Origin of the sequence: Exiguobacterium sp. SH31, from assembly GCF_001816105.1 — a bacterium.
Taxonomy (GTDB): Bacteria; Bacillota; Bacilli; order Exiguobacteriales; family Exiguobacteriaceae; genus Exiguobacterium; species Exiguobacterium aurantiacum_A.
In genome coordinates, this window is the sequence record NZ_LYTG01000033.1 from 1 (window position 1) to 26,254 (window position 26,254).

A 26,254-nucleotide genomic window follows, 5' to 3' on the forward strand; every position below is an offset into this window, starting at 1 on the left:
CGCCCGTCTCAATCGGAGTCAGCCGCTATCCGCATGACTCGACCGTCGCCGAAGAGCTATTGCAGTACGCCAACACGGCACTCGGTCGGACGAACTTGCCGGGGATGGACCGATTCGTCTTTTACGCCTCGAGCTTTAATATCGACTCGTATCGGCGACATCAGCTCGGCAACGATTTGCGCCGCGCCATCGAAGAGGACGAACTCTTCCTCGAATTCCAACCAAAAGTCGACGCCTGGTCGGGCCGGATCGTCGGGGCCGAGGCGCTTGTCCGCTGGCAACACCCGGAATGGGGACGGATTCCGCCGAACGACTTCATCCCGTTGTCTGAAGAGAGCGATCTCCACATCCAACTCGCCGATTGGGTGCTCCATCATACGTGCGCCTGTCTTCGGGACTGGCAGGACAAAGATTTACCCGTCGTCCCGGTGTCGATTAACGTGTCGCCGAAACGGCTGTTGCATGGGAACTATGCTGAGACGGTCACACGGGCGCTCCGTCGTTATACGCTCACACCGTCGCTTCTCGAAATCGAGATATTAGAGACCGATGTCTTGAGCGATAATCGGAAGATTCACGACACGCTCGAACAGCTCGACGCCGCCAAGATCCGTATCGCCTTAGACGACTTCGGTACCGGCTACTCGTCGCTGTCATATTTGCAACAGTATCCAATCAAGACGATTAAGATCGATCAACAGTTCGCCGCTGACTTGCATGAGAACAAGAAAACACAGGCGATCGTGCGGACGATCCTGTTCATGGCCGAGGAGTTTGCGATGGACGTCGTCATCGAAGGCGTTGAGACGCTCGAGCAACTTGATGTCGTCCGACGCCTCAACTGCCGCATCGTCCAGGGTTACTTGTTCAGCCGTCCGCTCGGTGCCGAACAATTCGAACAGGCACTCGATTACCGCTTCTTAGCGACGACGGAGACGGTCGGACCAGTCGTCACGAGACAGGCATTCTCACTCGAAGCGAGCGTGACGATCCACAAGTTCCACGACAGGGAGCTGTCGATCGGCTCGACCCCAATCCTCGTAACGAAGAGCGGGCTGCAAATCCTGCATTTTTACGCCCAGGTCCGCCTGCCGGTCACCGATGCCATCGAATTGAAGATCCTATTGCCGCAAGTCGGTGACAAGACAGAAATCCGCGTCCGACTCGTCCATGTGACCGAGCTCGAAAACGGCTTGTTCGAATACGAGGCGAGCTATCTCGATGCACGTGAATCGCACCGCGTCGTGATGGCGCTTCAAGAGCGAATGCAGCCGTAAAAAAACCCTCTGTGGTCTGTACCATAGAGGGGTTACGTTTACGTTTCTTTAACTTTATTGACAACTTGGTGACTCTCTCGAAGCACTAGTTCGCTCGCAAGCGTGACAGTCTTACTGATTTCACGACCGCCTACGCGTTCGAGAAGAAGAGAGACTGCTTCTTCCCCCATCATTTCAGTATGAATACGCACCGTCGACAATCGAGGTGAGACGTATTTCGAGACACTGATATCGTTAATACTGATGACAGCAACATCGTTCGGCACATTGTAACCTGATTCTTGAAGCGCTCGAAGCGCACCGATGGCAAGCGTGTCACTAGCAATGAAAAATGCTTCGGGCAACTCACTTTTCACGAGTTCGTGCATCATTTTATAACCGTCTTCTGATAAAAACACGCCGGTACGGTGCCATTTCTTCTCATACTTCCCCCGAGCTTTCATGAATTCGACGTATGTGGTTTCACGCGGGTCAACAAACATTTCAGCCTTATCTTTAGACGATTCTCGTCCTCCGATGTAACCGATTGTATTAATTCCTTCTGATTCAAGATGAAGTAATACTTTCTCAGTCGCTCGTCTCAAATCTGTCAATACAGCATCAATCATTTCATCTTTCGGATCGTAGTCGACAAAAATCAGATGCGGCTGTAGACCTTTCAAATACTCTACTTCTTGGCGACTATATTTACCGATGACAATCGCTCCATCAAATCCACTTAAATCGTGATCAGCAATTTCAGGAAATGTCATCTTTTGAAGTTGGATATGCTGTTGGCGACAGCCACTCTCAACCCCATGCCGAATCGCCATATAATACAAATCATTTAATTCTTCCTCATCTGTCAGCCAATAAATCATCGCAAATGAGCGCGCCTTCCCTTTTTTAGCGCCTTTTTTCCGATAATCAAGAGCTTCGGCAACTTCAAAAATCCGCTGTTTCGTCTCTTGTGTCACAGAAAGCGTCGGATCCATGTTCAAGACACGTGAAACTGTCGCAATCGATACGTTCGCCCCTTTGGCGATATCTTTAATCGTAGCCATTTTACTCACTTCCTATCTATCTTCCATTTAACGATATATCAACCCCAAATTCAATTGCCATCCAATGAACATCCAGACTTTATAACCAGAAAGGGACTCCAACCCAAACAGGTCGGCGTCCCTTTCATCAACGCTTGGCTTTAAAGACGTGTGAAGCATAACGCTCAAGTTCAAGTTTCCCCATATGCTTGACTCCGGTGATAATATTTTCCATTTCGTATGGTAACTCAATCGCTTGGGTCGATTCAGTAAAGTTCATTACGAAGATGTAGTCCATATCGTCGGCGCGGCGGACTTGAACGGAGACGCCACCACGATGTTTAATTGCGACCGGACGGACGATTTTCAGCTCGTCTAGTAATTGAATGTAAAACGTACGATGGAAAGCTTCGTCAAGTCTAGCTCCGATATAATACGCAGCTCCTTTCCCATGTTTTTGTTTTGTCACGACTGAAGTCCCAGCATAAAACTCATCTTCATATGTCGCTAGTGTATCAGCCGTCCCAATACGAAGTGGAGTTGCATAATCCTTCAATTCAAAACGTTGTTCCCCGTAGCGAATGGATTGACGTTCCGAAGGATAAAGCGTATCGGTTTCGAGCGGCATGATGCCAAATGTTGTTTGAAGTGACTTCAACCAACCATTCGGATGCACCAAATCGTGACGATCGACAAGACCTGACATATATGTCATAACGAGCGTCCCACCCGCTTTAACGAATTGTTCAAAGCGCTCTGCAAGTGCTTCCTCCATCAAATAAAGCATCGGCACGAGAAGAAGTTGATACGATGAAAATTCCTGTTCTTTCGTAATGACGTCGACTGGAATGTCTTGCTCCCAAAATGTGCGGTAGTGGTCTTGAAGTGTTTGAGGATATCTCTTCGAATCGAGACCGAATCCTTGGGCATCGTCGAGCGCCCAATTGCTCTCCCAGTCATATAAAATCGCGACAGTAGCTGGACGGACCGATCCGACGACTTCTTCTAATTTCTCAAGTGTCGCTCCTACATCCGCTACATCTTTGAATACACGATTGTCCGGATTGTTATCATGGTCGACAACGGCCCCGTGGAACTTTTCTGATGACCCTCTCGATTTACGCCATTGGAAATAAAGGACACTGTCAGAACCATGAGCGAGCATCTGTAGAGAAGACAATTTGTGCATACCCGGTCGCTTCGCTTTATTAACTGGGTGCCAGTTGACCGCACTCGGTGTTGACTCCATGAGCAAGAACGGTTGTTGTTTCAAGCTCCGATACAAGTCATTGATCATCCCAACTTTCATCGCAAGATTGGCTGTCGACTCCCAATCGTTATGCCATGCTGGATAGGCATCCCAACTGATTACATCGACATACTTGGCAAATTCGCTATAATCGAGTGATTGAAACGGAATCATATCAAACGTATCTGCCATAAAATTTGTCGTAATTGGGATATCAGGTGTACTTTCCCGAAGTGGAGCAATCTCGTGCTTATAAAAGTCGATAGTCTGGTGTGTGACAAATCGTTTCCAATCGAGATTCATACCATGAACGGCACTCTCACCAATTGGCGATGGAGATTCTACTTGAGACCATTCTGTGTATGTATGACTCCAAAACGGTCCCCACCATGCGTCATTTAATTCTTTTAATGAGCCATATTGCTCTTGTAGCCACACTCGGAATGATTCTTGACACAAATCACAGTGGCAGTCGCCACCGAATTCGTTTGAGATATGCCACATAATGAGTGCCGGATGGTTCCCGTATCGTTTAGCAAGAAGTCGATTCATTTGTTGCGTCTTGTCACGATAAATAGGTGACGTGAAGCAATGGTTGTGACGTGCACCGTGTAACTGTTTGACACGACTCGAATTGGTGCGTAACACTTCAGGGTATTTGGCAGACATCCAAGTTGGACGCGCTCCACTAGGCGTAGCAAGAATGACGTGCCCATCTATTGATGCGATGCGTTCAATAACATCGTCTAGCCACTCAAAATTGTAAACTCCTTCTTCAGGTTCTAGACAATGCCATGCAAAAATACCGATTGAGAACGTATTCGTATGAGCGAGTCGCATAAGACGAACATCATCCTCCAAAATCTCCGGCTGATCGAGCCATTGATCCGGGTTATAGTCACCCCCGTGTAACATTCGCTTCGTTTTCGTTGTATATATTCTCTCGTAAGATGTCATCGCAGTCTTTCCTCCTATATCGCTCTTTATCCTTTCGTTCCTCCTGTCGTAAGTCCTGCCACAAAGTGTTTCTGTAGCATGATAAATATGACAGCAACCGGAATACTAATCAAAATCGCCCCAGCCGCAAACGTCGTATAACTCGCCCCCATCACGTCATTGACAAGGTTGTACAGACCAATCGGGAGTGTATAAGCATCCTGCGTCCGAAGAATTGTCGATGATAATACAAAATCACCAAGCGGTCCTGTAAAACCATTCATCGCTACAACTGCTAGCATCGGTCGACAGAGCGGCATCAAAATTTGTAAGAAAATGCGGGTATTTGAGGCCCCGTCTAGTTTAGCACTCTCATCGAGATCTATTGGAATCGAGTCCATATACCCCTTCATCAAATATGTGTTCATCGGGATTTGTCCTCCGATATAGAGCATAATCAGGAGCCAATGACTGTTCATCATGCCTAGCATTTGAGCAAGGACAAACAGCGCAATTAACGCCGAGAACTGTGGGATCATTTGTAACAGCAAAAACAATGTGAGCGCGCGTTGACGACCTTTAAATCGAAAACGAGAAAATGCATAGGCTGTGAACGATACACTGACAAGTGTCCCGAGCATCGTAAACACACTAATCTTCAACGAATTCATGTACCAATTGACGTATTGAAGATTTTCTTTTCCCGCAAACAACTCTCGGTAATGATCGAGTGTAGGATTCTTCGGGATGAGCGATGTACTGACAAGACTATTTCCCGGGTTAAAACTAGCACCAATCGTCCAAAGAAGCGGATAAACAATGATGGCGACGACCGACAGCAATAGTGCATACGACAGAAAAATTCGTAAGTTGAATCTTCTCATAGCCATCACTTCCCTTCCTTAAATGAGTTGGTTTTTCTGAATTGCCAAAGCGCAATCGAGATGACGAAGATTGACAACAAGATCGTCAACGCTGCCGCAAGTGCGTATTGACCTGATTGCATCGTCAATTTGTAAATCCACGAGACCAAGATATCGGTCCCACCGGCGTTCGACCCTGGCACGGCTGGTCCACCACCGTTAAATAAGTAAATGATATTGAAGTTATTAAAATTGAATGTGAATTGCGTAATAATAATGGGTGCCATCGCAATCATAATCATCGGCATCGTGATATGACGGAACTTTTTATAGGCAGATGCCCCGTCAATCGTCGCCGCCTCATACAAATCTTGAGGAATCGATTGCAATACACCGGTCGTCACGATAAAGACATATGGGAAACCGAGCCAGCCCTGCATAAAGACGAGAGCAACTTTCGTCCAGGCTGCCGACGTTAACCAGGGGATTGGATCAATCCCAAAGGTAGCGAGAATATCATTGTTGATTGCACCGAAACTATCGTTAAACAGTCCAGCGAAGACGAGAATTGTGACAAACCCTGGAACGGCCCATGGTAAGACGAAGAACGTTCGAATCGTCTTTTTGAACCGAATCTCTTTTTGGTTGACGACCACTGCAAGAAAAATCCCGAGTGAGACTTGCAGTGTCGATGCAAGTACCGTCCAGATCACTGTCCACGACAGCACATCGAGGAACGTCGAACGCCAAATGTCGACCGTGAATATTTGCGCGAACGTATCAAACCCAACCCAATCAGCTAAATTTGCTGGAGGCGAATGATATAAGTCATAGTTTGTAAACGCCAAAGCGAAGCTGAATAAGATTGGGAAGATAACAGCAAAAACGAGAATGAACAGCGACGGCGCGCTAATCAAATAAGGATAACCCGCATCTTTCATAGCTAGGTAATCTTGTCGTAGTGAGCCGAGTGAGAATCCATCATCTCGTCTTTGCCCATTTCGATACGCGTCTCGAAGGTTGAATCCGTAGAATGCCACACCGAATGTTAAGACGATAATGGCAATAATTCCTTCTGCGAGTAAGAATATCGAATTGTCTCGCGGAACCTCAGTACCAAGTGTGATAATTCCCCACAGTCCCATATTTAGTAAATCGGCGAATACGACTGCATATGAAATGCTTAGAATTAAAAACAGCCCACCCTTCAGCCACTGACGATTATACAGTTGTCCCAGTCCAGGAATGACAGATAAGAGTGTACTCAGTTGACGATGTTGCACAGTTTTCACCTCACGTTCTAATGTTCAATAAAATCGGCAGGACGAGCCTGCCGATTGCATCATTTATTATGTTTGGCTTCAATTTGACCAGTAATCGTTTCGACCGCTTGTTTCATCGCTTGTTCCGGCTTCGCTTTGCCGGTCGCAATCGTCTGGAGCGCAGCATCGACTGGTTGCCATACTTCATTCATTTCTGGAATGTTCGGTGTCAACTCTGCGAACTGAGATTGCTCAGCAACGGCTTGAGCGACTTCACTTTCTGTAACGGCCGGATCACTCGCGAGCGATTTAACAGCTGGTACTTCTTGCGTCACTTCAAAGCGAGTGCGTGAATTTTCTTCGTCGCCAAGGAATTTAACAAGTTTCTCGGCCATTTCAGAATTCCTACTGTACGAGCTCACGTTATAACTCTTTACACCGAGGAACGAACTCATGTTATCCCCATTTGTCAACTCTGGCAACTTAACGACGCCATAGTCAATACCAGCTTTTTTAAATGGTTCTACGTTCCATGGTCCCGAAATGATAGCGGTGGCTTTCCCTTCAGTAAATAGTGATTCTAAGACATTAATCCCTTGCTCACCGATGATACCAGCTGGGAAAAGTTTGTCCTGATAGAATTTTTGAATAAGCGCGGCGCCCTTTATCGCTCCGTCATTCGCTAATCCGATATCAGATGTGTCATAATTCCCGGCATCATCACGCCCGAAAATGTAACCGCCCGATCCGCTCATCACACTCTGCGCGTAATAGATTTGATCGAACAATGCCAAGAATCCGAATTGCTTGCCGGTTGTCACTTCTTTCGAATAGTCGTACCATTCGTCGAGTGATTGTGGCAGTTCCTCCTCTTTAATTAGCGCTTTATTATAGTAGAGAACGGTCGATTCAACTGCTTTAGGTACGCCATATACTTTCCCATCTACAATTTGTGATTGAATCGCGACGTCTGTATAGATTGACTGCTCGTCCGATGTCAATGCGATTTCTTTAATGAGCCCTTCCGTGACTGCTGTTCCGATTTGATCTCCCGGCATCGTCAATACGTCTGGACCGGTCCCGGCAGGTCCGTCTAAACGTAAATCCTCAATCTGCTGTGCATAGGTTTTCTCAATAACTTTTACTTTAATATCATTCTCTTTTTCAAAACGTTCGACCGCTTCTTTAATGCCTTCACCTTTTTCAACATCTTCCCATACAATCAACTCATTCGAAGCTGCTTCCGTTGACTCCCCTGAAGTCTCTTCCCCCGGTCCGCACGCAACGAGAGCCGAACTCATGACGAGTCCCCCTACTAACAATGAATATTTGCCTGTCGATTTCATAAAACGTTCCTCCCGAAACTGTTATTGTAAGCGCTTTTACAAATCAAATATAGCACCATCGGTAAAAATAGTAAATAAATTTTAGTAAATTTTTATCGTTTTATTTACCTATTTGTTTTGCAACACTCTTTTAGTTTGTATTATGCTAATAGTAAGATTAGTCACCTTACATATAAGGAGAGCGATTCAATATGTATTTTTCCGAAAAATCAGTAAATGGATTGACAGAGTTTACCCTCCTACACCCAAACGGTCTGTCTTTAAAGGCACTTAATCGAGGGGGCATTCTCACCCATCTATTTGTTCCTGATCGATCTGGAACGATGGAAAACGTACTGTTGACATACGAAAACTACAATCAATACATGGATGACCCAAACTATATGGGCGCGCTAATTGGACGTGTGGCGGGGCGGATCCGTGATGCCCGTTACAAAACGGGTAACACCGTTCATCAGCTCGAAGCCAATACTCGGAACCAACTACACGGTGGGAATGGCGGGTTGCATCAAGTTATGTTTGAAGTTACTCCATTTGAAGACAGTGACGACGTCGGTTTGAGACTTCAAGGTTTACTCTCAAACGAAAGCGGACATGTCGGAACAGTTAAAGTGATTATCGAATATCGATTGACGGACACTCACGAGTTCATCATCCGCTATAACGCCACAGTAAGTGAACGCACACCGCTCACTTTAACGAATCATGCCTATTTCAATTTGAGCGGAAACGCTAGAGAAGCGATTCACTGTCACGAACTCGAATTCGATGCCTCTACCTATATCGAACTTGATGAAAGGTTGTTACCGACTGGACGTATAAATGATGTGACAGACACGCCGTTCGACCTCAGGAAATCAAAACGTCTCGCATGTGTTTTATCTCATGACACACAGCAACAACAGTTCGCTTCAGGCGGGATTGATCATTACTTCTTATTCGACACAAAATCCAGTCCTCACGTCACCTTGACGCATCGAAAAAGCGGGCGACGACTTCAGATGACAACGACTTATCCTGGGTTCGTTCTTTATACCGGTAACTCTTTAAGCGCCGAAACACCATTAGCCACTGGTCCGAATGCTGCTCACATGGGAATTTGTCTAGAAACCCAACATCCAGCTGCCGCCCTAGAAATGGAACAATTGCCGCCCATATGGTGCACCCCTACGCAACCATATATCCATCAAACAGTGTATCGATTTGATACCATCTAAAAAACCGCCTGAGTGAACAGTTCCATAAAAATCGGATTTTCATGCCCGACTTTATTGGTTCAGTTCAGAGAGGCGGTTTTTTGTCCACTCTATTCAACTAGTAGTCTTCTGCACTGGTTGACACGTCTCAACAAAGCGGCGAAGTCCCGCATCACCTACATCCGTCAATTTAAAGACGCCACAATCCTCAAGTCCTCGCACAAACTTCTCACCGACCGCTTCATAAACAAGCACACGCGCTTCCGTTATCCCGTCATATCGAGATCGGAGCTCTTCTGCCCATAGTCGATGAACAGAGGCGACCTGATGAGTGCCCGACTCTACAAATGCAATGACTGACTCAAGCTCTTCTTTTAATCGAGCCGGTAAAACGGCAAGACCCATCACCTCAATCAAACCAATATTCTCACGCTTGATGTGATGGATGTCGGCATGAGGATGGAAAATGCCAAGCGGATGATCTTCAGTCGTCCGATTGTTGCGCAGCACAAGATCAAGCTCATAAAAACCGTCACGCATTCTAGCAATCGGAGTGATCGTGTTATGTTGTGCGTCTGTCTCAGCCAATATATCGTTGACTGGGTCCGAGTAGCGGCGCCACGTCTCAAGGATATGCGTAGCACAGGAGACAAGCTCTGTACGGTCAGTCCCTTTCAGACGGATGACAGATAGTGGCCATAGAAGAGATGTTCCTATGACAGATGGATAACCCATGAATGTGAACGATTCCCGCTCTTTTGCATCAGCCATCGTAAATGTATAACATCCTCCTTGATAGTGATCGTGGGACAAGATTGAACCCCCGACAATTGGCAAATCTGCATTTGATCCGGCAAAATAATGCGGGAACTGGCTGACAAAATCAAGTAGTCGGATAAACGTGCCATCGTCAATAACCATGTCCCGGTGTTCCTCAGACAACAAGATGCAATGTTCATTGTAATAAACGTATGGTGAATATTGAAGATACCAACTCTCCCGACCGAGTTCGAGAGGGATGACACGATGGTTCGTCCGCGCTGGATGATCGAGCCGGCCAACATATCCTTCATTCTCCACACAGAGAAGACAAGACGGATAGTGCGTCTCTGATGTTCCCGCTCGTTTCTGGCGAGCGATTTCTTTCGGGTCTTTTTCAGGTTTTGACATATTGATGGTAATATCAACTTCACCATATTTCGTCGATACTTTATACGAAATATTCTTCTTGATTCGTTCCGTCTGAATATAGTTCGAGTCCTCTGACAATTTATAGAAATAATCCGTCGCCGCCTGCTTGTCCTCACGATATTTCGCATAAAATGTTTGTTCGACTACTGAAGGATTAGGGACGAACACGTCCATCAGTTTCGCACCTAACATCTCACGTTCCGCAACGTAGTCTTCAATCAACCCATCGTCCACTGCCCTTTCGACCAGATGATTGAGTAACTGAACGATCGAACCTGACACGAACTCATTAGAAGGTGTCTCTTTCAACAAATCCAGTAATCGATTCTTTGCATAAATTCGGTCACGTACCGTAATCATTCCCGCATCGATAGCCGCATCAACAAGTCCATTAATCCCTCTGCTCATAACGACACCTCCTCATATCCATTTGGCTGTGCCCGATGCCATGCCCACGCATCAGCGATGATACGCGTCACATCTGTTCGTGACGGATTCCATCCTAACACACGTCGTGCTTTCTCAGAGGAAGCAATGAGCGCGGGGGGATCGCCTGCACGCCGTGATTTTATACTTACAGGGATATCCATCCCTGTGACATCACGAGCTACTTGAATCATCTCTTGGACAGAGAAACCTTGGTTCGAACCAAGATTAATGACATCGCTGTCTCCTCCATCTCGTAAATAATCAAGCGCGAGCAGGTGCGCCTCAATCAAGTCTTCGACATGAATATAGTCACGAATACACGTACCATCAGCGGTATTGTAATCATCGCCAAACACCGAAATTTCATCGCGATGCCCGTTGGCAACTTCTAAAATAAGCGGAACAAGGTGGGTCTCAGGACGATGGTCTTCCCCGATAATACCACCTTGGCGCGCGCCAGCCACATTGAAGTAACGCAAAGCGACAAAGCGAATACCATGCGCACGCTCGACCCAGTGCATCATCTTCTCCATGGCAAGTTTTGTCTCCCCATAAGTTGACGTAGGAATTGTGGTCGCCGCTTCCGTAATTGGCATTACCCTTTGATTACCATACGTTGCCGCGGTCGATGAAAAAACGATTGAAGACGTGCCATGTTCTACCATCGCTTCAAGCAGGCATTGAGTACCATAGACGTTGTTAGCATAGTATTTGAGCGGATTCGTCATCGATTCGCCGACAAGCGAATTTGCCGCGAAATGAATGACTTGATCAACCACTTCTTTTGAAAAGACATGCCACAGAAAGTCTTTGTCCCGTATATCCCCTTTGTAAAAGCGGACTTTCGGATGGATTGCCGCTGCATGACCCGTCTCTAAATTATCAATCACGACGACGTCATATCCTTGATCAGTTAATTGATAAACTGCATGTGACCCAATATATCCAGCTCCCCCAACAACTAAAATACTCATCCTGTTTCTCCTTTCACTTGTTCGATGATTTCATGAACACCCGGCCCGATCGAGGCCACATAAAATGTCGCCTCATAGCCAATCGTTTTCAGATACGTTGATTGCACCTTTTCAATAAATCGATCAACGGACTCTTGTTTGACAAGAGAAATCGCACAACCACCAAAACCCGCCCCGGTCATGCGAGCACCAATCGCATGATTTTCCCAAGCTGCTTCAACGAGAGTGTTTAACTCCTTGCCGGTCACTTCATAGTCTTTGTCTAAAGAACGATGCGAATCATTCATCAATCGACCGAACCGCTCGATTTCATTCCCTTTGAGCGCTTCGAGCGCCTCGAGAGTGCGTGCGTTTTCAGTCACCGCATGTCGAGCACGACGATAGAGTGTATCATCTTGCAAGAGATGACGATGATCTTCAAACGTTTCAACATCGAGTTCGCATAGTGCAGTAATTTCAAGTTCTCGTTGCAAATTTAATAGCGCTCGCTCGCATTCGTTACGGCGTTCATTATATTTAGAATCGGCAAGTTCTCGCCGTTTATTCGTATTCATAATGACAATCGACAAACCGTCCAACTTGAACGGAGCGTACTCACATTCAAGCGTCTCACAATCGAGAAGCATCGCGTGATCCTTCATTCCCATCCCAATCGCAAACTGATCCATAATTCCACTATTCACACCAATGTATTCATTCTCAGCTCGTTGTCCAAGTTTAACGAGTTCGAGCGGCGATAGGCCGAAGGCGTACAATTCATTAAAGGCGTACCCGCTTACAAGTTCAATCGAAGCAGAAGATGAGAGTCCGGCACCATTCGGAATGTTACCGTAGTACAAGCAATCCACCCCCTCCGTAATCACTCCGTGTGACATTAAGTAGTGGAGCATCGCTTTCGGATAATTTGCCCATCCGTCTTCTTCCCGGTATGTCAATCGATCGATTGACGTCTCGATAACCCCTTGCGACTCAAAGTTTATCGAATAGAACCGACACATTCGATCGTCCCGCTTGCGAACAAGCATATACGTACCGAAGGTGATTGCTGCCGGGAATACATGGCCCCCATTGTAATCGACGTGCTCACCAATCAAGTTAATTCGTCCAGGGGCAAAAAATTGGTGGGTCGCCCCTTCAAGGAAGCGTTTTCTAAATTCTGTGTGCATCATCTCTCTCATCTTTGAATCGTCTCCTTTTGCTCGACATCTCTTTATAGAATAATTTCTCTGTACAGACCTGCTCTATCACCTTCACAATCTTAGTTTAACTATTTTTTACTAAAAAATAAAGATAGTTTTACTAAAAGTTTTTATTTTTATTCTTTTTGTTAAATTACGAAATATCAAAGCGACAAAAACGACCATCCCTTCGCTCTGAAGGGATGGTCGTTCGTTCATTTCCCGCGTGTCTCTGTCTCGTCGGCTGTCGGAATCACGATTCCGTCGAACTGGTCATCGCGACAGAGCGTGATCGCTTGCATCGCGAGTTGATAGTCCTCTTGCGGCAAGCTGATCAGTTCCGTCGGTAGCACCCATTCTTTATGATTGTACAGATGAATGACGAGTTTGACGAGGACGATTTCGCCCTTCTCAAACGTATTGTCTTCGATGATGGTCGATGTATTGATTCTCCCTGTCTCGAGGTTGATGTACGGCAGCAGAATGTCACGCACCCGTTCGTTCCCCGCGATCACGTACAGCGCCGAGAAATATTCTTTCCCCGCCGCCCCTGGGTCTTCTAACTGACGTGCCAGTTGTTTGAACACGCGATAGTGGTCAGCCGACAAGAAGTCAATGTTATTCATAGTGTTCAGCCTCTCTATCCGTATTTCGCTAGATATGTATCATTTCCACGCTTTGCCAAAACGTAACCCTCTCCGCAGCCTATTCCGCAATCTTTACATTTCGCGATGACGAAAAAAGCGGCAGCCCTTCAGCTGTCGCTCGTCCCGAACAATTCGGTCCCCGGCTTCACCCGTCCATCATCGTATTTGTAGATGATGTGCTCGGCTGTGAACTCGGTCGGTATCGTGAGCCCGGCCGCGGCCGTCAAGTTGTACAGCCCTTCGCGGAGCGAGATGATATAGTTCGTCACCCGGAAGCTCTTCTCGTCGACGACGAGCGCCCGTTGTAGCTTCGGGTCCGTCGTCGTGACACCGACCGGACACCGGTTCGTATGACAAACTTGTGCCTGGATGCAACCGACGTTGAACATGAGGCCGCGGGCGATGTTGACGAAGTCCGCACCGAGCCCTAAGGCGATGGCGACCTTATCCGCCGTCACGAGCTTGCCGGAGGCGAACAGTTTGATTTTGTCGCGCAGTCCATGCTCGACGAGGAGACGATGGACGTACGGCAACGCGGCGTGAAGCGGCAGTCCGACCGCGTCCGCGAGCTCTTGGTACGTCGCCCCGGTCCCGCCTTCCCCACCGTCGACGGTGATGAAGTCCGGATATCTATCGGACGTGGCCATGGCAGCGATCAGGTCATGGAGGTCATCAAGCCGACCGACGACGAGCTTGATGCCGACCGGCTTGCCCCCGACGTCGCGCAACCGGTCGATGAAGGTGAGCATCTCCGTGTTCGTATGGAACTCGTTAAACCGGTTCGGGCTGTCGATGCTGACGCCGACTTTGACGTTGCGGATTTTGGCGATCTCCGGCGTCACTTTCGTACCTTCGATGTGGCCGCCCCGTGTCTTCGCACCTTGGGCGAGCTTCAGCTCGAAGGCGCGCACTTGTTTGATCGCACTCTTCTCCTGGAACGCCTCCCATGAGAACGCCCCGTCCTCGGTCCGGACACCGAACAGCGCCGGTCCAATCTGATAGACGAGGTCGACGTCCCCTTTCAAGTGATAGTCGGACAAGCCGCCTTCCCCGGTGTTCATCCACGTCCCTTTCGCCCGGCCAAGGCCGATCGAAAGCGCGCTGATGGCGTTCTCGCCGAGCGAGCCGAAGCTCATCGCCGACTGACCGATGAGGCCGCGCACTTGGAACGGCTCTTGGCACGTATCTTTGCCGATGACAGGCGCGTCTGCAAGCGGCAACAAATACGGCGACACCTCTTGCTCGACGATGTGCTCTTTTCGCGTGAACAGATTATCGGCGTCGAGATGATACATATGCGTCGTCACCGTCTCGTCACGGGCAATCTTCAAGTCGGCCCGTTGTGTCGGGAACAAGGCGTTCTGGACGTAGAAGCCGTTCGCGTCGAAGTCCCGTTCCGACCCGAAACCGATGAGCCGTGACTTATATTTCCCGGAAATGACGGCCGACTCGTACTCGTTCCGCGAGAACGGCGTCGCCTCGTTGTCGTTCAAAAATAAGTATTGGCGCAACTCGGGGCCAATCATCTCGAGGATATAACGGACCTTACCGAGGAGCGGGAAGTTGCGGAGGACGGCGTGCTCGCGCTGATTGCGGTCTTTCATCCATAAGTAGAACAGCAGCATGAACGGCATCGAAATCAAAAGCACCATCAATATGAGCAGTACGACCAGCATCGTCGTGTTGAGCGACATCGTCCTCTCTCCTCCCGTAGCGTTCGGTTGTCCTTATCCGATACCACGTCGGGTGAACGATGAAACAGCTCCGACCCGTAACGTCCTCGGTCGGAGCTGTCTTCACATGCGACGGCGCGAGATGGCTTCCCGCATCTGACGGAGCGCATCCCGTCCCACTTCCCCGCGTTGCATCATGACGACCGTGAACAGAGCGTCAATCAAACTGAGCTCGGCGATACGCGACGCGAGCGCCTCGGAACGGAACTCGGTCTCTTGCGACACGGTATACAAGGCGACGTCGGCGAGTTTCGAGAGCGGTGATTTGGCGTAGTTCGTGATGGCTATAATCGGCACACCGCGATCCCGACAGACGTGCGCGACGTCGAGCGTCTCTTTCGAGGCACCCGAATGCGAGATGAGGACGGCGACGTCGTCTGTCGTCAGCTGTGACGCCGACATGAGTTGCATATGTGATTCTAAATTCGCCGTGACGAGCAGGCCGCTACGGACAAATTTATGGTACGCGTCAAGTGCGATCACAGCTGAACCGCCACTCCCGAAAAACTCGATGCGGCGGGCCGACAGCAACAAATCGACCGCCTGCTGCATCGTCGCCTCCTCTAAGATTTGTCGGGTCGACTCGATCGTCTTGACGTTCGTCGCGAAAATTTTTTCGGCGATTTGAAGTGGTGTATCGTCTTGCGTGATGTCTTCATGGATATCTTGGAGCGGCGCGACGATATCCGAGGCGAGCGCGATCTTTAGCGCCTGATACCCTTTGAAGCCGACGCGTTGACAGAAACGGAACACGGTCGACTCGGCGACATCTAAGTCGTCGGCCACTTGATTGATCGTATGGTGAATGATCAGTTCCGGTTGTTTCAACATATAGTCGGCAATTCGTTGTTCCTTTTTGCTGAGTGTCGAATAGGCACCGCGGATACGGGCCAGTCCATTCATCGATTCCATCATTTATCACCCTTTCGTCTCTCTTAACGATACCTTTCCGAAAAAAATTCCGCAATCTCTATTGAAAATCGAATTTTATTTGATATTATGGACTAGAGACGGAAAAAAATTCTTTTTTTGAGGTGACGTTATGAAAATCGGTTTGATTGGATTAGGTAAAATGGGTTACAACTTGGCGCTCAATTTGAGCGACCACGGTCACACGGTCATCGGAACGGACGCGTCGAGCGTCGAGGCGACGACAGCGTTTGAAATCGTCCCGACACTTAAGGACGTCGTCGACAAGCTTGAGGCGCCTCGTGTCGTCTGGGCGATGGTCCCGGCTGGTGAAATCACCGAGACGGTTCTCACTGAACTCTTCGAGCGACTCGAACCTGGTGACATCGTCATTGACGGCGGCAACTCGAACTATAAATTGTCGGTCGCACGCGCCGAGCAATTCGCAGAGAAGAATATCTCGTTCTTCGACTGTGGGACGAGCGGCGGGACGGACGGTGCACGCAACGGGGCCTGCACGATGGTCGGCGGTGACGCGAAGGCGTGGCCAACCATCGAGCCGATCTTCAAGGACCTCTCGGTCGAGAACGGCTACTTGTACACGGGTCCGGCCGGCAGCGGCCACTTCCTCAAGATGATCCACAACGGCATCGAATACGGCATGATGCAAGCCATTGCCGAAGGGTTTGATATTTTAGAGAAGAGTCCGTTCGACTACGACTACGAACAAGTGGCCCGCGTCTGGAACCACGGCTCGGTCGTCCGGTCATGGCTCATGGAACTGACCGAGAACGCGTTCAAAAAAGACGCCAAGCTCGATGAGATCCGTGGCGTCATGCATTCCTCAGGGGAAGGGAAATGGACGGTCGAGACGGCGCTCGAACTGCAGGCGGCGGCCCCGGTCATCGCCATGTCTCTCATGATGCGCTATCGCTCGCTCGAGGACGACACGTTCTCAGGTAAAGTCGTCGCCGCACTCCGCAACGAGTTCGGAGGCCACGCGGTCGTCAAAAAATAATGTTCGGGAGAAGGTCAGGGGTGGCCTTTTCCTTTGTAAAAATTTGTAAACGGTTACACATACGGTAAAGGGGGAACTACATATGTCAGGCTCTACACTTATCTTGATCGCCGTCGCCGGCATCTTCTTGCTCTTATTTTTGGTCATGCGGACGAAACTTCATGCGTTCGTCTCGCTCTTGCTCGTCAGCTTGCTCGTTGGGATCGCGGCCGGAATGCCGCTCGGGGATGTCATCACCTCGATTCAGAACGGGATGGGCGGGACGCTAGGTTTCGTCGCCGTCGTCGTCGGACTCGGTGCCATGTTTGGTAAAATGTTAGAAGTATCAGGTGGCGCGGAACGTCTCGCCCAGACACTCGTCAACAAGTTCGGTGAGGACAAGGCACAATGGGCACTCGCCATCACCGGTTTCATCGTCGCCGTCCCGGTCTTCTTCGACGTCGGCTTCATCATTCTCGTTCCGATCGTTTATGGCCTCGCCAAGCGGACGGGTCGCTCGCTGCTCTACTACGGCATCCCGCTCCTCGCCGGCCTCGCCGTCACACATAGCTTCATCCCGCCGACACCAGGTCCGATTGCGGTCGCAAACCTCATCGGTGCCGAGCTCGGTTGGGTCATCTTGTTCGGAGTGATCGCCGGGATTCCGGCAGCGATTCTCGCCGGTCCAATTTTCGGGAAGTACATCGCGAACAAGATTCACGTTACCATCCCGGACTATATGGAATTTGAAGAGATCGACACATCGAAAGAATTGCCAAGTTTCAAAATGATCATCTCGCTCATCTCGATCCCGCTCGTGTTGATTCTTGCGAACACGTTGTCTGCGGTACTGTTAGATGAAGGAAATACGATTCGTACGTTCTTGACGTTCATGGGTCATCCGTTCGTCGCTTTGACGATCGCGACGCTCCTCACGTTCATCTTCCTCGGCACGCGCCGTGGTTACACACGTGACGAAGTGCAAGAGATTGCGACGAAAGCGCTCGAACCGGCCGGGATTATCATCCTCGTCACCGGTGCCGGCGGCGTGTTCAAACAAGTCTTGATCGACTCAGGTGTCGGTGACGTCCTTGGGGAGATGATGGCCGGGTCACCGCTTCCGGCGATCGTTCTCGCCTTCTTGATTGCGACCGTCGTCCGCGTCGCCCAAGGTTCAGCGACCGTATCGATGGTCACGGCGGCAGGACTCATCACGCCGCTTCTCGAAATTCAAAACATCACTGGGGCCGCGCTCGGCTTGATTGTCATCGCCATCGCCTCCGGCGCGACTGTCCTCTCACACGTCAACGACTCGGGCTTCTGGCTCGTCAACCGCTACTTCGGTCTAGACGTGAAAGACACGCTCAAATCGTGGACCGTCATGGAGACGATTATCGGACTGACCGGATTTGCGGTCGTCTTCTTGATCAGCCTATTCATCATTTAACAAAGGAAGTGATTGTGTGTACACCATTGGCGTCGATATCGGGACGACGAGTACGAAAGCCGTCCTGTTTCAGAATCACCAACAACTCGCGGTACATAACGTGCTGTACCCGCTCCTTACCCCGGACACGGAGACGGCCGAGCAAGACCCGGTCGTCATCTACGGGGCGGTGCTTGAAGCAGTCAGTGCCGTCCGGGCGCAAGCCGACGGGCCGATCCGCTTCGTCTCGTTCAGCTCGGCGATGCACAGCTTGATCGCACTCGATGTGTCAGGGCGTCCGCTCACGAACAGTATCACCTGGGCCGATAGCCGGGCCAACCCGTACACGCAGGAGATTAAACGCGACTTTGATGCGAGCGCGCTCCATATGCGCACCGGCACACCGGTCCATCCGATGGCGCCGCTGTCGAAACTGCGTTGGTTAAGAGCGGAACATGCAGATGTGTTCAAGCGTGCCGCCAAGTTCGTCTCGATCAAAGAGTACGTCTTCTATCGCCTGACCGGACGCTTCGTCGTCGACCATTCGATCGCCTCGGCGACCGGTCTGTTCAATTTGAAGACGTGCGACTGGGACGCGGAGGCGTTACATATCGCTGGCGTCACACCGGACCAACTGTCAGAGCTCGTCCCGACGACGGAGATTCTCTCGCTCAAACCGGACGTCACCGAGACGCTCGGCTGGGACTTCCCGCTCGTCATCGGGGCAAGCGACGGAGTACTGTCGAACCTTGGTGTCGGGGCGTTCGAACCAGGCGTCGTCGCTGTCACGATCGGGACGAGCGGTGCCATCCGGACGGTCGTCCGCGAACCGGTCGAGGACCCGAAAGGCCGTATCTTCTGTTACGCCTTGACCGACAAGCATTGGGTCATCGGTGGACCGGTCAATAACGGCGGCATCATCTTGCGTTGGCTCCGCGACGAGTTCGCGGCGAGCGAGGTCGAGACGGCGAAACGGCTTGGCATGGACGCCTATGACGTGTTGACGCGTATCGCCGAGACGGTCAAACCGGGATCGGACGGACTGTTGTTCCACCCGTACTTGATGGGCGAACGGGCCCCGCTCTGGGACTCGAACGCGCGCGGCTCATTCTTCGGTCTGAGCATCCACCATAAGCGTGAGCACTTCATCCGTGCCGTCTTAGAAGGCGTCATCTTCAACTTGTATACGGTCATGCTCGCGCTCGACGAGTTGACAGGCGCGCCGAACCGGATCCATGCGACGGGCGGTTTCGCCCAGTCGAAGCTATGGCGCCAGATGATGGCCGACATCTTCGACGCGCCGGTCGTCGTGCCGGAAAGTCATGAGAGTTCGTGCTTAGGTGCGGTCATGCTTGGTGAGTATGCGTTCGGTGACATCGACGACTTCACGGCCGTGCCGCAAGTGACGCATGAGCACATTCCGGACGTAGAGGCGACGACAATCTACCGGGAGTTACTCCCGATTTATATTCGCTTATCGCGTCATTTCGCCGAAGAGTATGAAGCGATTGCTGCGTTTCAGCGGAAGCATGTATGAGAGAAGCCGAGTCCTTTAGGGGGCTCGGATTTTTGATGAAATTAGTTGGAGATGCTCAAGTCTATTCGTCATCAGAGTATCATCATTCGAACAAATAACCGGATTATGGAAGGGTAATGAATTACATATATAGAAAATATCAATCGTACTGAAGTTGTCGACGCTTATCTGTGAAAAGTTTTTTCATTATAAGTTAACGAGAAGGGAGGAATCCGGTGGCCATTGCGATTGGATATATCATTGCATGTATAGGTGCATTTGTGGCTTATTGGTTTAGTACGGGGGAATCGAGAAAGACAAAATTTAAACTATGGGGCATCGCTCTGATGCTTCCCATTTCACCCGCTTTAGCTTTTTCGATTGGACTCTCCTATGCAATCAGTGTCGAAAATGGTTGGGCCGGATTAATCATGTGGCTTATCTTCCCCATTATTTTCTTAATCGGACTGACTTTGCTGTTAGTTGGCATTTTCAAAAAAGAAAAAGACAATCAAGTCGAACAGAACTTCTAGTACGTAGAAGTTCTGTTTTTCTATAAATGTCTTCGAGAAATTGACCGATTTCACTCGTACGTCACCATGACGAACTGTCCGGACGCGCGTTGACCCGTCAATTTCAACTTCGTCTCTTTCGTGCCTTCCGGGAAGAGCGGGATGCCTTCTCCTAGGACGACCGGTGCGATGGCGATCTCATAACGATCGATCAAATCGTGTTCCATCGCAGCCTTGATGATTTCCCCGCCGCCGATGAGCCAGACGTCTTTGTCGACTTCTCGTTTCAACCGCTCGATCAACTGCTCGATCGGCTCGTCCGTAAACGTGACGTGCTCGGCTTCCCGCTCCGGGCTCCGCGTCAGAATGTAGTTCGGGATGTCCGGGTACGGATAGCGGTCAGGCTCTAACTTCAACACTTCCTCGTACGTCTTCCGCCCCATGATGACCGCACCGACCGTCTTGAAGAAGTCGGCGTAGCCGTTGTCTCCCTCACCAACGACCTCGACCAGCCAGTCGAGATCGTCGTTCGTACGGGCAATCTTTCCATCTAGACTCATTGCGATATATAAGACGACGTTTGCCATGATGTATTCCTCCTTGGTTCGTGATACATTCAGCTTAATCGACAAACACGACAAAACATGACGGGAATGGTTCATTTGAAAAAACGACATTTGCAGTTGATCCGATTGCTCAACCGGGGACGACGCTTCACGGCGGACGAACTGGCGACAGAGACGGGTGCCTCGGTCCGGACGATTCAACGGGACATGTTCACGCTTGAAGAACTCGGCTATCCGATATGGAGCGTCCCCGGCACGGGCGGAGGCTATGAGATGTTGCCGAACCGCTTGCTACCGCCGCTCCAGCTCCGGGAGCAAGAAGCGGTCGCGCTCTACCTCACGCTCAAATGGATGGAACAGATCCCGGACGTACCGTTCGGCGATATGCGCGACACGCTGTCCGACTGGTACGTGAATGAGCTGCCGCACGATCTTGAAACGAAGATTGCCCGGCTCGAGAAAAATATCCTTTGGCTCGGAAACAAGACCGTCCCCTCGGCACCGTTCACGAAAGACGTCTATGAGGCGGTCGAACGAAAACGAAAAATCGAGATAACGTACGCGACGACGAAAGGGAGTCGCACGTTCACCGTCGCACCGGTCGGGATGGCGCTCCTCGACTTGAAATGGTATGTGTTCGGGCAGTCAAGTTATGGACTGCGCCAATATAGAATTGACCGGATTGAGTCACTACGCTTGCTGAATGACACCTTCGAAGCGGATGATTTGGAGACGCTCCTACAGGCGAGCGAGCAACGAAACGGCATGACCGTTCGGCTCAGAATCACCTCGCTCGGTCGACGTCTGCTTGAAGACGTATTACCCGATATCACTGAAAAGAATGAGTGGATCGTACCTGACGCCGAGCTCCCTTTCTTATCGCGGCAGTTGCTCGCGGCCGGCGCGGAAGTCGAGGTCGTAGCACCGCTTGAATTACGGGAGATGATGCGGGAGCAGGCCGAGCGGTTATGGAATATGTATGAATAAAAAATGGACTCATACCAGGAATGGTGTGAGTCCATTTTAGGTCAATTTTTGTTGAAGCTGACGAACAGACTCAAGGAGTCGCTCAGCATTTTTAGGGCTCTGTAGCAGATACATCGTCTCCATCAATTGATTGTAGTCTTGCTCAGGGATGATAACGGCATTACGACCATTCTTTCGGACGATGGTCATCGTTTCACTATTTTCGTGCACTTGATCAAGCACTTCTTTCAAGTTTTTCTGTGCTTTTTCAAAAGAAATAGCGGCCATGTTCATCTCCCCCATTTGAATGATTTTGTATCTATATTATACCCGAATCAGTATAAGGCACACTTGAAACAGAAACTAACACTTTAAAAAGGATGAATCCTTTGGCTCATACGACTTCTGTAATTTAATGGTAAAATTAAATTACTCATTTTAACAGTATAGGAGCGCTATCATGACTAACAAGTTATCGTTCTCCACTTTATTCGTCTCCATCAGTGTCATCTCACTGTTCGTCATCATGATGTACCTCAACGTCTCAACGCTCGAACTGAACGAGACGATCGGTTCTGGACTCTTCTATTTGAAGGGCTACTATGAGGAAGGAAACATGATTGTCAGCGAGCAAGGCATCGGCGTCATCACTTTGCCGCTCGCCATCGGTCTCATTGGATCGACGCTCATCAAAACCGTTCAACATTATAAGACACCGTCTTTCACGAATTAAAAACAAGCCCGTCAATCAAAAGATTGGCGGGCTTTGCTGCGTCCTCATCAGCGGTCGATGACAATCGACAACTTATAATTGACGTACTTGTTGAGCCCGTCCAAAAAGGCGTTCAGCTCTTGGTTCGACGGGAAACGGCACTCCAAGACGTAACAGCCGTCCCCGCTCACCTTGTAGTTATTTCGGACGTACGGCCGGTGCTCCTCGAGGAACATCAGATACGGGTCGTGGAACGTGCTCGACGTGAAGATGGTGATCATCGCGTGGACCGGCAGCCCGAGTTTGTCCTCGTTCACCCGAGTCGTGTAGCCTTCGATGATGCCGAGGTCTTCGAGTTTCTTGACCCGCGTCGCCGTCGCCTGCCCCGTCAAGTGGACGTGCGCCCCGAGTTCTTTCATCGTCATCCGACTGTTCGCCTGAAGCGCCTCGAGGATGAGGCGGTCTGTTGAATCGAGCATAGGTGACTCCTTTCATTATTCAAGCCGATTCGTGAAAACACTTGATTCGTGTTATGTATGGAAGAACGCCTGATTGTTAGACTGTACATACATTATAGCCAAAAGGAGAGACTTTTCTATGCATGTACAATTGATCCGAAATGCCACACTGCGTGTCGAATACGCCGGAAAGACGTTCCTCGTCGACCCGTTCCTCGGGGAAAAAGGCGCCTATCCCCCATTCCCGAACTCAGCACGACAAGATGAGAACAACCCGTTGGTCAGTTTGCCGATTCCAATCGAGGACGTCTTGACAGGCGTCGACGCAGTCATCTTGACGCATCTACATCTCGACCATTACGACGAGGTCGCGAAACAAGTGCTGCCGAAAGCGATCCCGCTGTTCGTTCAAAACGAGGACGATTTGAACGTCATCGAAGGCGACGGTTTCACGAACGTGAGCGTGTTGAACAATACGACAGCGTTCGAAGGAATCAAACTCACGAAGACAGCCGGTGAGCATGGACGCGGGCCGATTTTGGAAATGGTCGGTCTCGTCTGCGGTGTTGTCTTCACCCACTCTTCAGAACAGACGCTCTATATCGCTGGGGATACGGTCTGGTATGACGAAGTCGCCAAAACGATTCAAACGCATCAACCCGAAATCATCGTCGTTAACGCCGGCGACAACCAATTCGTCGAAGGCGGGTCGCTCGTCATGAACGAAGACGACGTCCGCCACGTCCACGAGGCTGCACCCGAGGCGACAATCATCGCGGTCCATATGGAAGCGGTCAACCATTGGAACTTGTCGCGTATCGACTTACGCACCTATGCGACGGAACATGGATTCGCCGAGCGACTCATCGTTCCTGAAGACGGAGAGATGACTTCACGATAAGCACCTGAGTCCGGTACCCCTACCGGATTAAGGTTTTTTGTCATGTTGATTCGCATCCCGTGTAAACTGAAAGTGAATCGTTCAGAAAAATGATACAGGAGGTAGACACTCTAGTGAAACTGATGACAGCCCGTTGTCGTGTTCGTCCGTTCGAAACATCAGACATCGAATCGTTTATGGCATACCGCAACGACATGGAATGGATGCAGTACCAGTCATTCAAAGGTTTGTCCTACGAAGACTATCAACGTTCATTGCTAAAGCCCCCATCCATCGCAAACGGGATGCAGCTCGCCATCCTCCACAAGGCGACGAATGATCTGATCGGCGATTTGTATGTGCACCAAGACGAGACGACGTATTGGATTGGCTATACGATTTCACCCCGCTACTCGCGCCAAGGCTATGCCTTCGAAGTGGTGTCGGAGCTGATTGGTCACTTGTCCGACCAAGGGGCTGAGACAATCAAAGCCGGTGCCCTTGCGACGAACGAGGCGTCCATCGCCCTCTTGAAAAAGTTGAACTTTGAGTACCTCACGACAGAGGACGATGAACAGATTTATGCGCTCAATGTAGCGGAATGAACCGACTTACATTCCCGTCCCTGATTTTCAATTTCAGGGGCATTTTTAGCTTCATTTTTAAATCAGATATGTGGTAATCTATGCTTCATACCGTTGCCATGTCACCCTATTTTTGCCTCGAGGGAGTTTTGTTAGGATGATGAAACGCGTCATTTTACTCATGTCCATCTTTTTGTTCATCGGCTCCCTGTCACAGGCAACGATTCCAAAACCGAAAGCCTACAACGACCGCAGCTTCATCTATTTGACGCTCGATGACGGACCGAACCGGAAAACCGGAAAGTTGCTCGACGTCTTGAAGAAGCATCAGGTGAAAGCCACCTTCTTCATTCTCGGGAAAAATATCGAGGGCAATGAGCATCTCATCCGACGTATCGTCGCCGAAGGCCATCTCATCGCCTTGCATGGGATGACACACGAGCGCGAGGAGTTTTATGAGTCGCCGATGACGGCCGTGCGCCAGATGAAGGACGTGCAACGCCTCATTTATGAAGTAACAGGCATTCATACGAATATGGCCCGTACGATCTATGGGAGTGACGCAGGTATGACCTCTGCACACTGGCAAGCGATGGACGAGGCCGGTTTTGAGATTTGGGATTGGAATGTCGGCAGTCTCGATCATATCTATAAAAAGGACAACGCCCCAATCGAGCAGCGGGTCTTCAACCGGCTCGAGGCGAACTACGAGGCGAATATCGCTTCCATCATCTTGGCGCACGATCACTCGATGACACCGAAAGCGCTCGATACGATTATCCGCTATGCGAAAGAACGCGACTATGAGTTCCGGACGTTAGAAGGGGTGCATCCACCGTACAACTTCTCTGACCCATGGGAAGCGAATGAATAAGAAAACGCTGAGTCGCGCGACTCAGCGTTTTTGTTTACATCTCTAATTCTGTGAACGCAAGCGGAACGAGTTCTTCAAGCGTCACTTCTTTCACGTCGGCGTTGCCGTTTGTGAGCAACACTTTAAAGTCCGGATCACCGAACTCGACGAGCACTTGGCGGCAGATGCTGCACGGCGGTAAGAAGTCGACCGTGTCACCTGACACCGCGACGGCTTCGAAGTCGCCTTTTTTATAGCCTTGCGCGATTGCCGTGAACACAGCCGTGCGCTCGGCACAGTTCGTCGCTCCGAACGAGACGTTCTCGACGTTGACGCCGTCGATGACCGTCCCGTCCTTCATAAGAAGGGCTGCTCCGACGCGGAAATTCGAATACGGGGAGTAGGCGTTCTCTTTTAATTGACGGGCGCGTTCGACTAATTGTTGTTGGTTCATGGGATCATTGTCCTCTCTGACTCAAAATGAACTGATGCCAGTTCCCGTGCCTCGATTTTTGGGCAGGATTTTTAGCATACACCTCACTATATAGAGAAGTCAATGAAAAGTTGAAAGC

The 26,254-nt window shown here is 49.9% G+C and carries 26 protein-coding genes; 11 read left to right on the plus strand and 15 right to left on the minus strand.

Annotated features, from left to right (window positions below):
- The coding region (locus tag A6395_RS05625) for a putative bifunctional diguanylate cyclase/phosphodiesterase (RefSeq protein ID WP_149038973.1) at positions 1–1,277 on the plus strand (1,277 nt) is incomplete at its 5' end.
- A gap of 38 nt (positions 1,278–1,315) precedes the next feature.
- On the opposite strand, the gene A6395_RS05630 is transcribed toward A6395_RS05625, so the two are convergent.
- From A6395_RS05630 to ganS, 5 genes are all read right to left on the minus strand, one after another.
- A complete protein-coding gene (locus A6395_RS05630) occupies positions 1,316–2,320 on the minus strand; it encodes a LacI family DNA-binding transcriptional regulator (RefSeq protein ID WP_071398254.1) in 1,005 nt (334 codons plus the stop codon).
- Between the two features lie 127 nt (positions 2,321–2,447).
- Positions 2,448–4,505 carry a beta-galactosidase gene (locus A6395_RS05635; RefSeq protein ID WP_071398255.1) on the minus strand — a complete coding sequence of 686 codons (2,058 nt, stop codon included), beginning with the start codon at positions 4,503–4,505 and terminating at the stop codon, positions 2,448–2,450.
- A 26-nt stretch (positions 4,506–4,531) separates the two neighbouring features.
- Positions 4,532–5,374, minus strand: a complete 843-nt coding sequence (ganQ, locus tag A6395_RS05640) for a galactooligosaccharide ABC transporter permease GanQ (RefSeq protein WP_071398256.1) — start codon at positions 5,372–5,374, stop codon at positions 4,532–4,534.
- Positions 5,374–6,630 carry a carbohydrate ABC transporter permease gene (ganP, locus tag A6395_RS05645; RefSeq protein WP_071398257.1) on the minus strand — a complete coding sequence of 419 codons (1,257 nt, stop codon included), beginning with the start codon at positions 6,628–6,630 and terminating at the stop codon, positions 5,374–5,376. Before ganP ends, ganQ begins: the two co-directional genes overlap by 1 nt.
- Before the next feature lie 59 nt (positions 6,631–6,689).
- Positions 6,690–7,955, minus strand: coding sequence for a galactooligosaccharide ABC transporter substrate-binding protein GanS (gene ganS, locus A6395_RS05650; RefSeq protein ID WP_071398258.1), 1,266 nt, complete (start codon positions 7,953–7,955; stop codon positions 6,690–6,692).
- Between the two features lie 191 nt (positions 7,956–8,146).
- Between ganS and A6395_RS05655 the strand changes: the two genes are divergently transcribed.
- Positions 8,147–9,172 (plus strand): aldose epimerase family protein, encoded by a 1,026-nt coding sequence (locus A6395_RS05655; protein ID WP_071398259.1) that lies wholly within the window; start codon positions 8,147–8,149, stop codon positions 9,170–9,172.
- Positions 9,173–9,265: 93 nt separating this feature from the next.
- On the opposite strand, the gene A6395_RS05660 is transcribed toward A6395_RS05655, so the two are convergent.
- The 6 genes from A6395_RS05660 to A6395_RS05685 form a co-directional block, all read right to left on the minus strand.
- Positions 9,266–10,750, minus strand: a complete 1,485-nt coding sequence (locus tag A6395_RS05660; protein ID WP_071398260.1) for a UDP-glucose--hexose-1-phosphate uridylyltransferase — start codon at positions 10,748–10,750, stop codon at positions 9,266–9,268.
- Positions 10,747–11,745: a UDP-glucose 4-epimerase GalE gene (galE, locus tag A6395_RS05665; RefSeq protein ID WP_071398261.1), complete on the minus strand. Its 999-nt coding sequence runs from the start codon at positions 11,743–11,745 to the stop codon at positions 10,747–10,749. Before galE ends, A6395_RS05660 begins: the two co-directional genes overlap by 4 nt.
- Positions 11,742–12,914: a galactokinase gene (locus tag A6395_RS05670; RefSeq protein WP_071398297.1), complete on the minus strand. Its 1,173-nt coding sequence runs from the start codon at positions 12,912–12,914 to the stop codon at positions 11,742–11,744. The genes galE and A6395_RS05670 overlap by 4 nt, the downstream gene beginning before the upstream one ends.
- A 224-nt stretch (positions 12,915–13,138) precedes the next feature.
- Entirely contained in the window at positions 13,139–13,549 is a 411-nt protein-coding gene (locus A6395_RS05675) for a hypothetical protein (protein WP_071398262.1), read from the minus strand.
- Between the two features lie 128 nt (positions 13,550–13,677).
- Complete coding sequence (locus tag A6395_RS05680) at positions 13,678–15,264, minus strand: FMN-binding glutamate synthase family protein (RefSeq protein ID WP_071398263.1); 1,587 nt, start codon at positions 15,262–15,264, stop codon at positions 13,678–13,680.
- Between the two features lie 102 nt (positions 15,265–15,366).
- Positions 15,367–16,215: a MurR/RpiR family transcriptional regulator gene (locus tag A6395_RS05685; protein WP_071398264.1), complete on the minus strand. Its 849-nt coding sequence runs from the start codon at positions 16,213–16,215 to the stop codon at positions 15,367–15,369.
- A gap of 130 nt (positions 16,216–16,345) precedes the next feature.
- Here A6395_RS05685 and gnd point away from each other — a divergent pair, with 130 nt between their 5' ends.
- From gnd to A6395_RS05705, 4 genes are all read left to right on the plus strand, one after another.
- Positions 16,346–17,230, plus strand: a complete 885-nt coding sequence (gnd, locus tag A6395_RS05690; protein ID WP_071398265.1) for a phosphogluconate dehydrogenase (NAD(+)-dependent, decarboxylating) — start codon at positions 16,346–16,348, stop codon at positions 17,228–17,230.
- A gap of 82 nt (positions 17,231–17,312) precedes the next feature.
- Entirely contained in the window at positions 17,313–18,656 is a 1,344-nt protein-coding gene (locus tag A6395_RS05695) for a GntT/GntP/DsdX family permease (RefSeq protein WP_071398266.1), read from the plus strand.
- Positions 18,657–18,672: 16 nt separating this feature from the next.
- Positions 18,673–20,172: a gluconokinase gene (gene gntK, locus A6395_RS05700; protein WP_071398267.1), complete on the plus strand. Its 1,500-nt coding sequence runs from the start codon at positions 18,673–18,675 to the stop codon at positions 20,170–20,172.
- Positions 20,173–20,387: 215 nt separating this feature from the next.
- A complete protein-coding gene (locus A6395_RS05705) occupies positions 20,388–20,684 on the plus strand; it encodes a hypothetical protein (protein ID WP_071398268.1) in 297 nt (98 codons plus the stop codon).
- 50 nt (positions 20,685–20,734) lie between these two features.
- Here the strand turns inward: A6395_RS05705 and A6395_RS05710 are convergent, their stop codons facing one another.
- Positions 20,735–21,250, minus strand: a complete 516-nt coding sequence (locus A6395_RS05710) for a dihydrofolate reductase family protein (RefSeq protein ID WP_071398269.1) — start codon at positions 21,248–21,250, stop codon at positions 20,735–20,737.
- 66 nt (positions 21,251–21,316) lie between these two features.
- Here A6395_RS05710 and A6395_RS05715 point away from each other — a divergent pair, with 66 nt between their 5' ends.
- Entirely contained in the window at positions 21,317–22,216 is a 900-nt protein-coding gene (locus tag A6395_RS05715; protein WP_084812961.1) for a helix-turn-helix transcriptional regulator, read from the plus strand.
- 36 nt (positions 22,217–22,252) lie between these two features.
- Here the strand turns inward: A6395_RS05715 and A6395_RS05720 are convergent, their stop codons facing one another.
- The gene (locus tag A6395_RS05720; protein WP_071398271.1) at positions 22,253–22,483 is read right to left on the minus strand and encodes a type II toxin-antitoxin system Phd/YefM family antitoxin; all 231 of its coding nucleotides are present in this window, start codon (positions 22,481–22,483) and stop codon (positions 22,253–22,255) included.
- 172 nt (positions 22,484–22,655) lie between these two features.
- Between A6395_RS05720 and A6395_RS05725 the strand changes: the two genes are divergently transcribed.
- The gene (locus tag A6395_RS05725) at positions 22,656–22,928 is read left to right on the plus strand and encodes a hypothetical protein (RefSeq protein ID WP_071398272.1); all 273 of its coding nucleotides are present in this window, start codon (positions 22,656–22,658) and stop codon (positions 22,926–22,928) included.
- 47 nt (positions 22,929–22,975) lie between these two features.
- Here the strand turns inward: A6395_RS05725 and A6395_RS05730 are convergent, their stop codons facing one another.
- Positions 22,976–23,386, minus strand: coding sequence for an Lrp/AsnC family transcriptional regulator (locus A6395_RS05730; RefSeq protein WP_071398273.1), 411 nt, complete (start codon positions 23,384–23,386; stop codon positions 22,976–22,978).
- Between the two features lie 118 nt (positions 23,387–23,504).
- On the opposite strand from A6395_RS05730, the gene A6395_RS05735 reads away from it, so the two are divergent.
- From A6395_RS05735 to A6395_RS05745, 3 genes are all read left to right on the plus strand, one after another.
- The gene (locus A6395_RS05735; RefSeq protein ID WP_071398274.1) at positions 23,505–24,266 is read left to right on the plus strand and encodes an MBL fold metallo-hydrolase; all 762 of its coding nucleotides are present in this window, start codon (positions 23,505–23,507) and stop codon (positions 24,264–24,266) included.
- 122 nt (positions 24,267–24,388) lie between these two features.
- Complete coding sequence (locus A6395_RS05740) at positions 24,389–24,850, plus strand: GNAT family N-acetyltransferase (protein WP_252100517.1); 462 nt, start codon at positions 24,389–24,391, stop codon at positions 24,848–24,850.
- A 136-nt stretch (positions 24,851–24,986) separates the two neighbouring features.
- A complete protein-coding gene (locus A6395_RS05745) occupies positions 24,987–25,703 on the plus strand; it encodes a polysaccharide deacetylase family protein (protein ID WP_071398276.1) in 717 nt (238 codons plus the stop codon).
- 34 nt (positions 25,704–25,737) lie between these two features.
- Here the strand turns inward: A6395_RS05745 and A6395_RS05750 are convergent, their stop codons facing one another.
- A complete protein-coding gene (locus A6395_RS05750; protein WP_016507888.1) occupies positions 25,738–26,136 on the minus strand; it encodes a cytidine deaminase in 399 nt (132 codons plus the stop codon).
- Between the last annotated feature and the right edge of the window lie 118 nt (positions 26,137–26,254).

What these genes read in the sequence shown, in the direction of transcription:
- A6395_RS05630 (WP_071398254.1), bottom strand. Translation starts at nt 2,320, where the DNA reads ATGGCTACGATTAAAGATATCGCCAAAGGGGCGAACGTATCGATTGCG.
- A6395_RS05635 (WP_071398255.1), bottom strand. Translation starts at nt 4,505, where the DNA reads ATGACATCTTACGAGAGAATATATACAACGAAAACGAAGCGAATGTTA.
- ganQ (WP_071398256.1), bottom strand. Translation starts at nt 5,374, where the DNA reads ATGGCTATGAGAAGATTCAACTTACGAATTTTTCTGTCGTATGCACTA.
- ganS (WP_071398258.1), bottom strand. Translation starts at nt 7,955, where the DNA reads ATGAAATCGACAGGCAAATATTCATTGTTAGTAGGGGGACTCGTCATG.
- A6395_RS05655 (WP_071398259.1), top strand. Translation starts at nt 8,147, where the DNA reads ATGTATTTTTCCGAAAAATCAGTAAATGGATTGACAGAGTTTACCCTC.
- A6395_RS05660 (WP_071398260.1), bottom strand. Translation starts at nt 10,750, where the DNA reads ATGAGCAGAGGGATTAATGGACTTGTTGATGCGGCTATCGATGCGGGA.
- galE (WP_071398261.1), bottom strand. Translation starts at nt 11,745, where the DNA reads ATGAGTATTTTAGTTGTTGGGGGAGCTGGATATATTGGGTCACATGCA.
- A6395_RS05670 (WP_071398297.1), bottom strand. Translation starts at nt 12,914, where the DNA reads ATGATGCACACAGAATTTAGAAAACGCTTCCTTGAAGGGGCGACCCAC.
- A6395_RS05675 (WP_071398262.1), bottom strand. Translation starts at nt 13,549, where the DNA reads ATGAATAACATTGACTTCTTGTCGGCTGACCACTATCGCGTGTTCAAA.
- A6395_RS05680 (WP_071398263.1), bottom strand. Translation starts at nt 15,264, where the DNA reads ATGTCGCTCAACACGACGATGCTGGTCGTACTGCTCATATTGATGGTG.
- A6395_RS05685 (WP_071398264.1), bottom strand. Translation starts at nt 16,215, where the DNA reads ATGGAATCGATGAATGGACTGGCCCGTATCCGCGGTGCCTATTCGACA.
- gnd (WP_071398265.1), top strand. Translation starts at nt 16,346, where the DNA reads ATGAAAATCGGTTTGATTGGATTAGGTAAAATGGGTTACAACTTGGCG.
- A6395_RS05695 (WP_071398266.1), top strand. Translation starts at nt 17,313, where the DNA reads ATGTCAGGCTCTACACTTATCTTGATCGCCGTCGCCGGCATCTTCTTG.
- A6395_RS05710 (WP_071398269.1), bottom strand. Translation starts at nt 21,250, where the DNA reads ATGGCAAACGTCGTCTTATATATCGCAATGAGTCTAGATGGAAAGATT.
- A6395_RS05715 (WP_084812961.1), top strand. Translation starts at nt 21,317, where the DNA reads ATGGTTCATTTGAAAAAACGACATTTGCAGTTGATCCGATTGCTCAAC.
- A6395_RS05720 (WP_071398271.1), bottom strand. Translation starts at nt 22,483, where the DNA reads ATGGCCGCTATTTCTTTTGAAAAAGCACAGAAAAACTTGAAAGAAGTG.
- A6395_RS05725 (WP_071398272.1), top strand. Translation starts at nt 22,656, where the DNA reads ATGACTAACAAGTTATCGTTCTCCACTTTATTCGTCTCCATCAGTGTC.
- A6395_RS05730 (WP_071398273.1), bottom strand. Translation starts at nt 23,386, where the DNA reads ATGCTCGATTCAACAGACCGCCTCATCCTCGAGGCGCTTCAGGCGAAC.
- A6395_RS05735 (WP_071398274.1), top strand. Translation starts at nt 23,505, where the DNA reads ATGCATGTACAATTGATCCGAAATGCCACACTGCGTGTCGAATACGCC.
- A6395_RS05740 (WP_252100517.1), top strand. Translation starts at nt 24,389, where the DNA reads ATGACAGCCCGTTGTCGTGTTCGTCCGTTCGAAACATCAGACATCGAA.
- A6395_RS05745 (WP_071398276.1), top strand. Translation starts at nt 24,987, where the DNA reads ATGATGAAACGCGTCATTTTACTCATGTCCATCTTTTTGTTCATCGGC.
- A6395_RS05750 (WP_016507888.1), bottom strand. Translation starts at nt 26,136, where the DNA reads ATGAACCAACAACAATTAGTCGAACGCGCCCGTCAATTAAAAGAGAAC.